Raw genomic sequence first — 13,612 nt, 5'->3', positions numbered from 1 at the left:
AGAGAGAGGCTTTCTCCTGCGATTCAACAGGATTAGCAACAGGGCTACTTGAAAGGCTATCTTGTTTCTCAGCCTCAGCATTTCCATCGCTAAACTCAAGATCTTCCGGTATCGCTAACAGCGTGTCCGGAACTTGAGAAAACGCAATATCAGAGGTCGAATACAATGTGTCTTCCGGCTGTGCGCTGAGAAATATTGGGATCAACAAAAAAAGATATAAAAGAAAATTAAAATAGGTTTTCATCGGCATTAAATAAATGATTGTGCGAGTCGACTAATTGGAACGAATCCATGGAAATCTGTCTCCGAGGACAAAAAACCCTGTTTAACAGGCTCTTCTCGCACCAGATCTGTGCTTAAATACTTTTTATTGTCATCACAAAGAAGCGTTACAACCACAGCATCTTTACCAAGCTTTTCCTTTAATTTAATCGCGCCAATTACATTTGCTCCGGAGGAAATCCCCACCGCTAAACCTAATTGCCGCGCTATTTTCTGCGCCATCAAAATCGAATCACCATCCGACGCTTGAATAACATCGTTTAATTGATCAAACTGTATAATTGCGGGAACGAACTCATCCGATATACCTTGTATTCGATGGGTACCAACTTTGTATCCAGTCGTTAATGTTGGGCTTTCAGCAGGCTCCAACGGGTGAATCCTCACAGAAGGATTAACAATTTTTAAATAACGACCTACACCCATCACCGTTCCCCCGGTTCCCACTCCTGCGACGAAAGCATCAGCAATCTTTCCTACACTCAAAAGTTGGTTGGCTATTTCGCGCCCTGTCGTTAGTTCGTGCGCTTCAATATTATATTGATTCTCAAACTGTCGAGGGAGAAAAACACCACCCTGAGCAGCCAGCTCTTCACTCAAACGGATACTACCCAAAAATCCTCCTTCTTCTTTACTTATAAGCTGTATATCAGCACCCATGCTTTTAATAATATCAATACGCTCCTTACTCAACCAATTAGGCATTACAATTTTGACTTGGTGGCCTAAAGCCCTACCAATAGCCGAAAATGCAATCCCTGTATTTCCACTGGTTGCCTCAACGATCATATCAGTGGGACGAATAGCGCAATTCATATAAGCCTTATACAAGATATACAGAGCCATACGATCCTTGACACTACCTGTCAAATTATAATTTTCACATTTTACATAAATTGACGATGGCCGCCCATTATAAGTGTATTGAAGTTCCAACATTGGCGTATTACCAACCAAACACCACAGGTGTTTAAATTTATTATCAAGCTGGGGGGAAAGGCATTCGTTCGCTAAATCTTTGATCATAATCAACTAATTATCACACAAAAATTGCATAAAACAAGATAATATTCAACAGATATAACTAACTTCAAGAAAAACAACTGAAACAATGACAAAAACAATAATAAATTCAGGAAACAAACAAAATTTGCAACAAATTCAAGAAAACATATCATGGAGTTAGATTCAATTGACATCAAATTACTGCGTCTATTGCAAAAAGATGCTTCGCTAAGCAATAAAGAGTTATCCTATACCCTCAACAAATCAATAGCAGCGATACATGAGCGTGTAAAAAAACTAAAAATAAACGGCTATATTAAGCGTACTGTAGCCATATTAGATCGCAAAAAAGTTGGCATGGATCTCATCTCATTTTCACAAGTATTCCTGAAAGCACATACAGCAGATATATTGAACGAATTTGAAAATGAGGTTGTAAAATTTCCAGAGGTGATGGAATGTTATCAAATGGCTGGGTCCTATGATTTCATGCTACGGATCGCGACAAAAGACATGGAAGATTACCACATGTTTCTCCGGTATAAACTAGCCGTACTTCCTCAAGTAAATACCGTTCAAACGTATTTCGTTTTATCAGAAACAAAAAATGAAACCGCTTACCCGATTTAAAAGTATCTCAGCATTAAAAAATAAAAACCCTACAAATGTCTTTGTAGGGTTTTCGAATTGTGGAGGCTACAGGATTCGAACCTGTGACCCTCTGCTTGTAAGGCAGATGCTCTGAACCAGCTGAGCTAAGCCTCCTTTTAAACCGTGGAGAATACTGGATTCGAACCAGTGACCCTCTGCTTGTAAGGCAGATGCTCTGAACCAGCTGAGCTAATTCTCCATGCCTTTTCGCTTATTGCGTGTGCAAATATAGGGGTAAAATCCGATTTGCAAAATTATTTTTTTAACTTTTTTCAATGGCAGACAGCAATAGGCTAGCTACCAACAAAATAATCTGTCGATTTAATCATAAAACTTCCAAGAAACGCCAAATCTAAAATTCGCATCGTTCATCGGATAGCGTCTGACGGTATAATATCCCTTGGGATAAGCAAACTGATTAAAGAAATTATAGGACACAAATAAATTCACCCGGTCAATATTACCAGTAAACCATACATCCCCAATCGGATATGTAGAATATTTAATACCTGCATTATCATTATAGAACTGTCCTATGTTGATTGCATAAGAAGGCGTCGTAAATGGGGTATTAAAACGAACATCCATACCTAGCCGAAAGTCCATCACATTATACAATATATTTGCATAATATAAACTATGCCAAGTATATAACTCAGGAATTGCCAAGATATCAGCAGCATCTGTTTTGTGATAAACAACCAAATTGTCCAAATGAAACCGACCCACTCGAAAATTCTGTCCAACGCTAACTTTCAGCAAATTCATACTTCCCGATTGCGCCGGCATAATTTGACGAAAGCGTAACTCGTCGTTATCTGGATTGTCAATCTCTCGGAAGTACATGTATTTATCCATAAGGAAATACTCCACCTTACCATTAAAACCTATCTTTTTATTAGAATAGCCGAATGAAAGATTTTGTATCTTGGTTTTCTCCCAAGTCGAATCCCATTGATGATATGTATAATTCATCCGTTCATAGGCCATTTCCGGCGATTTATTTTGCGAGTAAGCCCCTAAAGTAATCTTCCCTGCAAAATCGCTTATATCGATCGCTGCATTCGCCTCATATAAAAAATCTCCGGCATTTCGCCCTACTACAATCTGATTAACATTTGCTTGTATATCAATTTTGTCACTAAACTGATAACCGAGCGTTCCTTTAACCATGCTATTTTGATAAAACTCATTAGATAAACTATCTCCATACCAAATCAAATCGTTCTGAAAACCTAGATCTAGTTTTGCTTGATTCTTAAATACGCCTTTACCACGCAAATAGAAACTATAGGAAAAATCGTTTGTAATAGTCGTTATACTCGTTGTATCATCCACTAATACGGCATCACCGTATGGAAATGCGCCATAGGCATCCGTTTCGTTCTTATAGAACATATATTTTCGTTGGCGAAACGATGTGTTATGAGCAACCGCATTTGTCGGGTGAATTTCCATTTCCGGAGTTCCAGCGTTCACAGTGTCAAGCCTACCTATAAAATACGATTGTCGCAGAAACATACCATTATCACGCCATTTACTATTTGGCCGATTCGCATTTTGTCCGCTCAAACGAACTTGGTAACCCAAATTTGAGGTGTTCGATGTGTCTTTGAACACGTCTTTCCCATATATTTCATCGTCGACAACCGAGCCATTTTCCGCAGCGCTAAGGTTATTGAAAGTTCCATTAACAAGCATATTATACCGGCGATTTTTTGACTCGTACCAGCTAAATACCGCAGCTTTACGATCATTGTAATCCTGGTTACTATAATATCCATCCGTATTAGTTGCATGATACTCGACTCCGATATTCCATTGCGGGTTAATATTCTGTGCCACACGCGCCCTGAAAACCTGATCATCGAAGAAAAATCCAACAGCGTAAAGCTCAGAATATCGTGCGCGTGCTCGAAAGTATTGGATCGAGTCTGGATTTAGAACATAACGCTCCATAGCATGAAAGCCGGGCTGAAAGCCGATCGATTTATCTGCTTTAAATAGAAGGTTTCGCGAAGCAAGTCCGTATGCACCTAGGTTAATCGTTGGATCCCAAGGGAGGTTCTGCTTATTATAGTACTGAAAATTCACATGCGTCGTGTCAATCTGTATCGTACGTGTAGCCTGTTTAAGCATCGCTAAAGTCGCATAACGCACATACTGCGCGTTAAACACAACGGAGTCCTTCTTATTATCTTCTAATGCTCGCGCAGAGTCGAGCGCGCTACTAAATTCTTCTTCCACCTGCGCTAACAAATCACTGCTACTCAACGAAAAAATAAGGAATAAAAATAGTAACCGTTTTAAGTACCGATCCATTAATGCCGCTTTATTCAAATATTGTACGCCAAAAATAAGGCAAAATTTGCATTTTACTGTACTGCAATCAATTCTTTTAGAATCTTTGTCATTTTTGGTTCAGCTTGAGCCGCTACCTCTACGATTTCCCTTAATGACACCGGTTTCAGATCAGAGTGAAATCCTTCGTCGGTGACTACTGATATCGCAAATACAGGTAGACCCATATGATTGGCGACGATTACTTCGGGAACTGTACTCATTCCCACAATGTCTCCACCAATTATACGCATATACCGATACTCCGCGCGAGTTTCTAAATTTGGACCCGGGGTTGATACGTATACGACTTTATGAACACGATAATCAAGGCGATGTGCAATATCAAAGGCCTGCTCGATCATCTTTTTACTATAGGGTTCACTCATGTCTGGAAAACGTGGTCCCAAATCACCTTCATTTGGACCTCGAAGGGGGTTGTCCGGAAGCAAATTGATGTGATCATCGATAATTCCAAGGTCACCTTTCAAAATACTGGGATTCAAAGACCCAGCTGCGTTGGAAACAAAAAGCTTTTTAACTCCCAATGCTTTCATAACTATGACCGGAAATGTGATCTCCTCCATAGTATATCCTTCATAATAATGAAGTCTCCCTTGCATAGCTACAACATTTCGACCATTTAATACCCCAAAGATGAGTCTACCACTATGAAATTCTACTGTCGAGATCGGGAAATTTGGTATATTAGAATACATGAGGCTATGAGAAACCTCTATTTCATCCACTAATTTGCCTAATCCGGTCCCGAGTATAATTCCAAATTCTGGAACAAAGTCCCCAATTTTACGGCGTATCGCCGCTATTGTCTCATCTAAAAAGTTACTCATATAGCTCGATCTGTTCTCTCAAACTTAAGTTATTTTTTTTGCTCGAACAAATAACTGTCACTTCGGCATAAGAATTATAGAGCGTTCTGGAATCATTCCCTAGCCAACCGATGCAATAAAATAAAAAAACACCCAAAAAAGGGTGTTTAGTGAGAAATACTGGGTTCGAACCAGTGACCCCTACCTTGTCGAGGTAGTGCTCTAAACCAGCTGAGCTAATTTCCCATTCCTTGGTTTTCATATTTAACGACACAAAGATACATGTATTTCTAAATTATCAAAACCAAGAATCATTTAAAATTTACGATTTTCCCTCCTATTTCCTCTCCAGCAAGTAATTTCCCCTTAGAGGTAAGCCAGAGCAAAATAAAAGTAGTTAATCCATTATATACAATTAACTCAAAACCTATGCGATAGGCCGTATATGGAGTTATAAAATAAGTGTTCAATACAAACCAAATAAGGGGAGACAGAACACAGAAATAGGGGACCAAATTATCATTCACTTTGTATTTTGTCAATATTCCAAAAGCAAACAAGCCTAGCAAAGGACCATAGGTATACCCCGCAGCAGTAAAAATAGCCGTCACTACAGAATCATCATTCAACAATCTGAATACAAGAATAACCAGCAACATAACCACGCTAAACGCAAAATGCACAACATTACGTTTTCGCACAAGCGTAGCATCATTTGGATCCGTCTTTTTATTAAAATCAAGAAAATCAACACAATAAGACGTTGTCAATGCGGTTAACGCTGAGTCAGTTGTAGCAAACGTTGCGGCTGTCAACCCCATCATAAAAACAATACCGGCAGCAACAGATAAATTATTCAGTGCAATTTCTGGGTATAAATAATCTGGCGTGCGTAATTGCGAAATATCAATTCCCTTTTCACCCACATAGATATATAATAACGCGCCAACAGCAAGAAAGAATAAATTAATAATTACAAAAACGCCGGTGAAAGTCAACATATTTTTTTGCGCCTCGCCGATCGTCTTCATACTAAGATTTTTCTGCATTAAATCTTGATCGAGTCCGGTCATCGCAATAGTCACAAATGCTCCCCCGATAACATGTTTCCAAAAATGATTTTTATCACCAAGCAAATCTTCCCAAACCACAATCTCTGAATATGTACTCTCTTTTACCCGTTCAAAGGCATCCAGCATACTAATTCCCAAACCATCTGCCATAAAGTAAATCGAGAGCAGCACAGCGAACAAAAGACATGCTGTCTGCAATGTGTCGGTAATGATGATCGTCTTGAGTCCACCTTTGTTTGTATAAAGCCAAATCAACAGTAAGCACCCCGCAACCGTGATTCCAAATGGGATATTCCAGGTATCAAAGATAAATTTCTGTAAAATAATAGCGACCAAATATAAACGAAAAGCAGAGCCCACCGTCCGCGAAACCAAAAAGATCATCGCGCCCGACTTATAACTCTTATAGCCCATCCGTTCTTCAAGATAGGTATAGATCGATGTCAAGTTCATTCGATAATAAAGCGGTAGCAAAACGTAGGCGATAACTATAAAGCCCAAAGCGTTACCCAATACAAACTGAAAATAGCTAAAATTCGATGTTCCTACTGCGCCAGGTACTGATATAAAAGTTACTCCTGAGAGGGCTGTTCCAATCATACCGAAAGCAACCATATACCATTTAGAGTTTCTATTGGCAACAAAAAATGTGGAATTATCTGACGTATTGCGGGCGGTTAAATAAGAAACGGCCAGTAACAGTCCGAAATACACAAGCAGAAAGGACAATAATATTAATGGAGACATTTATAAATATTCAAGTTTTTAAATTTTCTTCTTCCAGTATACAGCCAACGGATTCAAGAAGAATTTGATTAAATTAAACAAAAGTATTGCCCTAGAAACCGGGGTTAGTTATTTTGATATCCCGCTGTTTTCTATGGCCTTACGAACACTGCCATATTGTTCCAGTAGTTTCGAGGCAGTCTCTTCTTCTAAACCAGTTTCATCCATTACCATCCGCACACCTCGAGCCACCAACTTCACATTAGAAAGTTGCATATCAACCATTTTGTTCCCCTTTACTCTCCCCAATTGGATCATAATAGAAGTACTCAGCATATTGAGCACTAGTTTTTGCGCGGTACCTGATTTCATACGTGTTGATCCTGTAACAAATTCTGGCCCTACGACAACTTCTACAGGAAATTGCGCTGCATCTGCTATTGGTGAGTTGCTGTTACATACCACACACCCTGTTACGAGCCCAGCTAAATTTGCTTGACGTAATCCTCCAATTACGTATGGCGTCGTGCCTGACGCGGCAATTCCAACAACAACATCATTTTTATTAATTTCGAAATCTTGAAGATCCTTCCATGCCTGTTCCATGTCGTCCTCGGCAAACTCTACCGCTTTGCGAATTGCAGTATCACCTCCTGCAATCAATCCAATCACCCAATCAAATGGCACACCAAAAGTAGGCGGACATTCGGAGGCATCCAAAATACCTAAACGGCCACTAGTACCCGCGCCGATATAGAATAACCTTCCTCCAAGTTTCATTTTTTCTACGGTAATCTTAACCAATTCTTCAAGCTGAGGGATTGCATTTCCCACAGCAAGAGGCACTGTTTTATCCTCACTATTCATGTTTGTTAATAACTCATTAACAGACATTTTATCTAAATCCTGATAGTTCGACTCTTTTTCCGTTACTCTTACCATATTAAAATAAAAATCTTCAATTATACAAATATGCGAATTTTCCAACAAAACACGCACAAAACCGCAAAACTTTGTTGTTAGAAAAGTTCATCGATGCGAACAAAACTGTAACCCTTCGCACTTAAATGATCTATAAGCACACCCAACTTGTTGTAAAGTTTATCTTGGCGTCGGTTGTCAACTCCCAAATGTATCAAAATAATATTTCCTTCCAATCCGAATTCCTCTTCTATTTTATACAATCCAGCTAATAACTCATCAGAACCTCGGTATCTATCCCCCATTTCTGGATAAGTATAATCCGCCGGCGTGCGCAGTCTAGGCGTAAAATTAACCACCTTAACATCAAGCTCTCCCGCCCATTTCACTATATCCTGATTGTACCACTCATAGGAAGGTAAGTAATAATTTGAATTTGCTTTATTTATACCGAACTGTCCAAGCATATGGTAATTATTCTCTAAATCTCGCTTAAAATCTTCCCTGCTGACAATCGTACTATCTCTATTCTCCCAAGGAGCATACAACAAATGTTTATCAGAATGTGGTCCTACATAATGTTTTTTACGAATCTGATTTATAAACTTCCTATTCGCATCATCACGCAAAAAGTCACCCGTTAGGAAAAAGCTGGCAGGTATGTCTTTCTTTTGAAGAGTTTTAGCTATTTTATCTCTCCCATCAACCAAATCATGCGCAGTAAACACGAGACATACGTCTTTTTTATTGGTTGAACCACGAACCAAAGCGCCGTATCGATCAACTTTAGCTCCATTCGCATTTTCCTGAGAAGCGAGCAGATAGATTAAGGACGCTGTTCCGTCCATGGTCGGCTCGTTGCTGCTATAATCTCCATAATCGTCATGATAAACCGCTAAATCACTCTGAAAATTGGCATATTCATCTTTCTCGTTTAATTTTATTCCAATCAAATTATTAAAAATCGAGGTATACACTGGCCCATCGACTAGTCCCCCATCAATGGGGAAGCCATGCAGATGCGTAAAAGCCGAATGGGGATCCATCGGCGTATCACCCCACGAAGGAAGTCCGAAAACCATGCTCGTTCCCCACGGATTCACTCCAAACAACCAATCAATATTAGCTTGCATCAACTCCTCATAAGCAGCATCACCACTAAGCTTTTGGTACCATAGACATTGAATCGCAAACGAAACGGTGAGGTTGTTACTACACCAGACGAATGGCACACCGCGATAGAATGCATTTTCTTTCGCCCGATTCCACACCAGCTCGATCCCTTCTTTATAATACCCGATCAATTCATTCCGTTCGTCCTTCACGAGCTCCTTCGCTAACGCATAATGCCCTAAATTGATAAATGGGTAATATTGATAATGATTTGCAGTATCTCGTATCATCCATCCGGTTACGGGTTCTTCGTCAGCATATTTTAAAGCGCCTGCTTTGTATTTTGGATCAGACGTCCGCTCATACATAGACGCGTAAGCAAGCTCCATATCATCCTTCCAGTTGTCCTCTGCGTATATATATGGCGATTTAACAGATACTGTTTGCGTAACACCTAAGCGTTTATGGGCATATTGAAAAGCCGATTCAGCTTTTTTTCGTAGTAACTCACTATAATCCGGTTCTGCCTTTTCAAAAAGTGCCGCCCCTAAGTTGTAAGCACTAACAAATTTCGCCGCTGTTGAACTCGTTCCAGTAGTATTATTCATAAACTTTCCTCGCTGTTGCGGTTGGCCGTCAATAAAATACACCGGTCTTTCAAAGCCTCGTCCATAGAACGGATCTTCACTCGGCATCCGCATTGATGTATGGTCTCGATCGTCTGCAATCTGATTAAACATTATATCGGCAGAGGGATGCATTTTAAGTAGCCAATCCAATCCCCATTTAGCCTCATCAAGTATATCCTTTATTCCGTTACTCCCGTCAAGACCGTTTGCTCGTTTGAAATCTGCAAACACGTCAGGAAAATCCCTATAAGCTGCGAGTAAGTGAAAAGTCGCGTTTGCAGAAGTCGTCGCATATTGCAAGTAATCCGATGCATCGTGCCATCCTCCCCCGACATCCACCCGCGTACTATCTTTTAATCCGGCTGACGACCCATACATCGTAAATCCATCATGCGTATGACAACTGTCTTTCAGGTAAGGATTAAACAACGTACGTTGTTGCCTCATATACCGCAGCGTAAAGTCTGAAGCTCCATTATATACGTCGTCTCCAATTTTAACTTCTCCAGAAACAATTCCACCTGCCTCAACAACATACCGACCCGGAGTTGTCAAATCGGAGAAATCCAATCTATATGACTGTATAAATGGCCCATATTTTCCAAATGGGCTAGAAACTGTCCCTTCATACACCACCTTATTATCCGTCGTGTTCCTAACAATAAAACGCTTCAATTTTTTGTCTTTCTTTGCAACCCAAACAGCGACCTTCCGCCCCTCACTTTTATAACCTATTTGATTTACGCGAATCCAACTATCTTGTCCTAAACAAATTGAACTGAGTAAAACACAAATGACAAACGCTATTAACTTATATCTATTCATCAATCTGTAATATTAACTTGGAAATAACGCCGTCCATCGTGGATACCAAAATTTCCTTTTTATTAAGCACCGCAATTGGATTTACCATACAATTCGAAATTTTGTACTGCCAAATTACTGCTCCGTCACTTGAGGAAATGCCAGTTACTAAACCAGAATGACTAGGTACTAAAACCTGACGATCACATGTTTCGATCGCGGATGGTGTAAGCTCGTAAGGAAGTTTCAATTCTGATTCCCAAGCTACATCCATGTGATCGGCAGACGTTGATACGCCAAACACATTCCCATCCATCGTTTTTACATAGATAAGTGTGCCATCTTTCGACATTCCCATCGACTCACGAACACGAATGTTGTCCTTTTTCTCTCGCCAGATGACCGTTCCTGTCTTTGCGTCTAGGCAGGTCATATAGCGGTCGGGGGCAACAATAAACACACGACCTTTCACAGCAACAGGATAGCAGGCCGCAGCAGAAAACATACGATTTTTATGCCCATTGTCCCAAGACCACACAAGTTTCCCATTTTTCTCATCCAAAGCATAAAATCCGTTTCCCCAGGAGCCAAAAATAACGAGGTTTTTATAAATAGTTGGTTTTGCAGACACATAACCGTCAACCTGATCAAACTGCCATTTTATTTTCCCGGATGCAACTTCAATAGCTCGAAACACACCGTCTGAACCTCCTATAAAAGCGATCCCGTCATTAACTACAGGACTACCTAATACAGCTTTTGCTGTTTTAATTTTCCAATTCAAACGACCTGTTTGGGCATTAAGCCCATAGATATAGCTATCAGACGATCCAAAGACCACCACATCTTTCCATACAGTGGGCGTTGAATATACTTTGCCTCCGGTTGTAAAATTCCAGACCTTCTTACCAGAGCTCTCATCGAGCGCATACACATCGCCTTTCGTATTGCCTGTAATAATTAAATTCTTATAAATGCCTAATCCCACCCCAAGATCAGCATCATCTTGAAATTTCCAGGCTACACTTACCTTGTCGGTAAACCTGTTGTTAATCGAATAATCAGGACGCTTATAAGACTTTTTATTTGTAGCAAACTGGTGGTTTAGTAAAGGAACCCGTGTCCAAATCTCCTCCGTTTTTAGTAAGGGCCGGCGGACACGGTAGCTAGCCGAACCATTTTCAATAGTGATAATATTATAGCCCCCAACTGAATCTTTAGCACGTAAATTGGAGCGACCCATGACTCCAGGAATCCCTTCCCAATCATAAACGCTGTTATTGTGTCCATGCCCACACATCGCAAGTTGTACATTTCGTGTTTTAAGGCGATCAATTGCTTCATTCCAATTATTAAGGGATGAATCTTGGGGATAATGGTTTATATAAATTAAAGGCGTATTAGTATCAGGATTTGCTTTAAACACCGAATCCATCCACACTAAATTCTCTCGCGGCACCTGTCCAGGACTCATGCGCATGTTGGGACCGGAGGTCGTGCCCATAAACATATATCCTTTATGGCGGAAGAAAAAAGTTTCGTTACCGAAAACACTTCGAAACGTATTTGCGCCACTTTCCGACCAATTACTGTCGTGATTCCCCGGAACTACGTATAAGGGCAAATTGAGGCTATCTAAAATGCGCTTAGCTAAGGCCAATTCATCATCCGAACCGAATTCCGTAATGTCGCCTGAAAGAATAACGAAATCGATATCCGTTTGTCGGTTTAAGTCCATCACGGTCCGCCTGAGATCGTCTGCACCGGTCGATCCACCGACATGTGTATCGGTAACCTGAGCAAACTTGAATTTTTGTTGCGCAAAACTAATTTCAACAAATAAAAAAAGGGAAGAAACAAATAAAATTAAACGTATCATACTGCTGTTAAATAATCAAATAGTACAAGAGGTCAACTAGATTGACCTCTTGTAATTATGCATGGAATTATTAAGCACCTAAATTACTTTTTTTATTTTTAATATGCGGTAGACTGACGAACTGCTGCTGTAGGTGATGCTTGACGAAATCCAGCTAACATATGATGATAGACTCTGCCAATAGACGCCGTCCACCAATCAGCATAATCTACCATATTTCCACTTGCATTTCGTATCACTAAACTTCCTTGATCTGAACCATCAGAACCAATCATACGTATACGATAATCTACTCGTGCGCTACCAGACGAAATTTCAACAGTTTTATTTACCGTAACAGGTTCCCAACCCGTCCCTTCACCAAAAGAAACCGGATCACCGAGATTTGCCCATTCACTCTTTTCTCCTGTTTCATTATCAACAGTATATTGAAATTGATATTGCAGTTTCAGGCTTGTAGGCACCCCCTCCGCTTCATATAAAAAGTTGTAGAACTTAATCCAAGCGGTCGTACCCGTATTTTCGGTTGTTATCTTGGGGTATGGTATATCGTTCGATAATATAACGGGCGGCTTCTGAAAGTCATGTACAACAACATTATGTTTGCCTGCTGGTAAATCGAAATTTTGGTCGTACGTCTGAAGCAGGTCGGTCACAACTCCTTTATACAATTTAAGGTTAACCTGGCCTGGCTTTGTCGTAAAAAATCGTCCTACAGACCCGCTCGGCACAAAATTAAAGACAGACAAAGGAGCTGTTTCGTTACCCAGCAATCCATTATTCAACTCGATCCTGTTAATTGTATTAACAGCTCCTGAAACCACAGGAACCATATAGAACAATTGAAATTCAGCAGTGGAAGTCTCATCGATTGGTGTTGCCTTATATTCCACAACGTGTTTTTCACAAGACGCCCCGATTAAAGCACATATCAAGAGAAACAATATTTTATTTAGATTTTTCATAATAATCATATTTATCATTAATTAAACGAACCACCTTACTGTGGCATATCACTTGGATAAGCAAACCATGGTATCGATGTATGATAATTATCCGCTATTCCCGAAATCGGCCTTAACGTTTCCAAAGATTTTAGATTCCACATATACTCCGAGTTATACCTTGGACGTATCCTATAAGCTGGCGACCCCTCATTTTTTACATTATAGGCTCCTTTTCGGCCCTGTACTTGCGCTGGAGACAAATAAAATCCCTTATAAACTTTATTAGGATCAGTATCAGGCTTTTGCTCGATCAATGCTTGCACCCAACCATTCGCGTCCGAAGGAAAATCTCCTGAATACGCAATATCGTAATGATATTTACGTAAATCTACCCACGCTTCGGGAGCTCCCC

10 protein-coding genes, 3 tRNA genes and 1 pseudogene are annotated in these 13,612 nt (G+C 40.1%); 1 reads left to right on the top strand and 13 read right to left on the bottom strand.

Translation table 11 applies throughout. The annotated features are described in order from the left end of the window. Both HP439_RS12760 and HP439_RS12755 read right to left on the bottom strand, forming a co-directional pair. Nucleotides 1-244 (bottom strand): hypothetical protein (locus HP439_RS12760; protein ID WP_172390725.1); only part of this gene is annotated, 244 nt, incomplete at its 3' end. 5 nt (nucleotides 245-249) lie between these two features. Next, nucleotides 250-1,308 carry a PLP-dependent cysteine synthase family protein gene (locus tag HP439_RS12755; RefSeq protein ID WP_172390724.1) on the bottom strand — a complete coding sequence of 353 codons (1,059 nt, stop codon included), beginning with the start codon at nucleotides 1,306-1,308 and terminating at the stop codon, nucleotides 250-252. 150 nt (nucleotides 1,309-1,458) lie between these two features. Here HP439_RS12755 and HP439_RS12750 point away from each other — a divergent pair, with 150 nt between their 5' ends. After that, a complete protein-coding gene (locus HP439_RS12750; RefSeq protein WP_172390723.1) occupies nucleotides 1,459-1,917 on the top strand; it encodes an Lrp/AsnC family transcriptional regulator in 459 nt (152 codons plus the stop codon). 60 nt (nucleotides 1,918-1,977) lie between these two features. On the opposite strand, the gene HP439_RS12745 is transcribed toward HP439_RS12750, so the two are convergent. From HP439_RS12745 to HP439_RS12695, 11 genes and pseudogenes are all read right to left on the bottom strand, one after another. Beyond that, nucleotides 1,978-2,052: transfer RNA gene (locus tag HP439_RS12745), tRNA-Val, on the bottom strand. A 10-nt stretch (nucleotides 2,053-2,062) separates the two neighbouring features. Continuing rightward, nucleotides 2,063-2,137, bottom strand: a tRNA-Val gene (locus tag HP439_RS12740). Nucleotides 2,138-2,259: 122 nt separating this feature from the next. After that, entirely contained in the window at nucleotides 2,260-4,260 is a 2,001-nt protein-coding gene (locus tag HP439_RS12735) for a putative porin (RefSeq protein ID WP_172390722.1), read from the bottom strand. A gap of 53 nt (nucleotides 4,261-4,313) precedes the next feature. After that, nucleotides 4,314-5,129 (bottom strand): purine-nucleoside phosphorylase, encoded by an 816-nt coding sequence (locus HP439_RS12730; RefSeq protein WP_172390721.1) that lies wholly within the window; start codon nucleotides 5,127-5,129, stop codon nucleotides 4,314-4,316. Between the two features lie 150 nt (nucleotides 5,130-5,279). After that, a tRNA-Val gene (locus HP439_RS12725) sits at nucleotides 5,280-5,354 on the bottom strand. Between the two features lie 65 nt (nucleotides 5,355-5,419). Continuing rightward, on the bottom strand, nucleotides 5,420-6,928 hold the full coding sequence (locus HP439_RS12720) for a sodium:solute symporter (protein WP_172390720.1): 1,509 nt from the start codon (nucleotides 6,926-6,928) through the stop codon (nucleotides 5,420-5,422). 108 nt (nucleotides 6,929-7,036) lie between these two features. Continuing rightward, nucleotides 7,037-7,849: an N-acetylmuramic acid 6-phosphate etherase gene (gene murQ / locus HP439_RS12715; RefSeq protein ID WP_172390719.1), complete on the bottom strand. Its 813-nt coding sequence runs from the start codon at nucleotides 7,847-7,849 to the stop codon at nucleotides 7,037-7,039. A 77-nt stretch (nucleotides 7,850-7,926) separates the two neighbouring features. Next, nucleotides 7,927-10,395: a glycoside hydrolase family 9 protein gene (locus HP439_RS12710; protein ID WP_172390718.1), complete on the bottom strand. Its 2,469-nt coding sequence runs from the start codon at nucleotides 10,393-10,395 to the stop codon at nucleotides 7,927-7,929. After that, a complete protein-coding gene (locus tag HP439_RS12705; protein ID WP_172390717.1) occupies nucleotides 10,388-12,253 on the bottom strand; it encodes an outer membrane protein assembly factor BamB family protein in 1,866 nt (621 codons plus the stop codon). The genes HP439_RS12710 and HP439_RS12705 overlap by 8 nt, the downstream gene beginning before the upstream one ends. Nucleotides 12,254-12,351: 98 nt before the next feature. Beyond that, nucleotides 12,352-13,218 carry a hypothetical protein gene (locus HP439_RS12700; protein WP_172390716.1) on the bottom strand — a complete coding sequence of 289 codons (867 nt, stop codon included), beginning with the start codon at nucleotides 13,216-13,218 and terminating at the stop codon, nucleotides 12,352-12,354. Between the two features lie 35 nt (nucleotides 13,219-13,253). Continuing rightward, nucleotides 13,254-13,612, bottom strand: a pseudogene (locus HP439_RS12695) (hypothetical protein); the annotation flags it as partial.

The sequence above is a fragment of the Sphingobacterium shayense genome (assembly GCF_013179575.1).
Taxonomy (GTDB): domain Bacteria; phylum Bacteroidota; class Bacteroidia; order Sphingobacteriales; family Sphingobacteriaceae; genus Sphingobacterium; species Sphingobacterium shayense.
The sequence above is the reverse complement of the archived record's forward strand: the minus strand, read 5'-3'. Positions and strand labels throughout refer to the sequence as shown.

What these genes read in the sequence shown, in the direction of transcription:
- HP439_RS12735 (WP_172390722.1), bottom strand. Translation starts at nt 4,260, where the DNA reads ATGGATCGGTACTTAAAACGGTTACTATTTTTATTCCTTATTTTTTCG.
- HP439_RS12705 (WP_172390717.1), bottom strand. Translation starts at nt 12,253, where the DNA reads ATGATACGTTTAATTTTATTTGTTTCTTCCCTTTTTTTATTTGTTGAA.
- HP439_RS12755 (WP_172390724.1), bottom strand. Translation starts at nt 1,308, where the DNA reads ATGATCAAAGATTTAGCGAACGAATGCCTTTCCCCCCAGCTTGATAAT.
- HP439_RS12750 (WP_172390723.1), top strand. Translation starts at nt 1,459, where the DNA reads ATGGAGTTAGATTCAATTGACATCAAATTACTGCGTCTATTGCAAAAA.
- HP439_RS12710 (WP_172390718.1), bottom strand. Translation starts at nt 10,395, where the DNA reads ATGAATAGATATAAGTTAATAGCGTTTGTCATTTGTGTTTTACTCAGT.
- HP439_RS12720 (WP_172390720.1), bottom strand. Translation starts at nt 6,928, where the DNA reads ATGTCTCCATTAATATTATTGTCCTTTCTGCTTGTGTATTTCGGACTG.
- murQ (WP_172390719.1), bottom strand. Translation starts at nt 7,849, where the DNA reads ATGGTAAGAGTAACGGAAAAAGAGTCGAACTATCAGGATTTAGATAAA.
- HP439_RS12700 (WP_172390716.1), bottom strand. Translation starts at nt 13,218, where the DNA reads ATGAAAAATCTAAATAAAATATTGTTTCTCTTGATATGTGCTTTAATC.
- HP439_RS12730 (WP_172390721.1), bottom strand. Translation starts at nt 5,129, where the DNA reads ATGAGTAACTTTTTAGATGAGACAATAGCGGCGATACGCCGTAAAATT.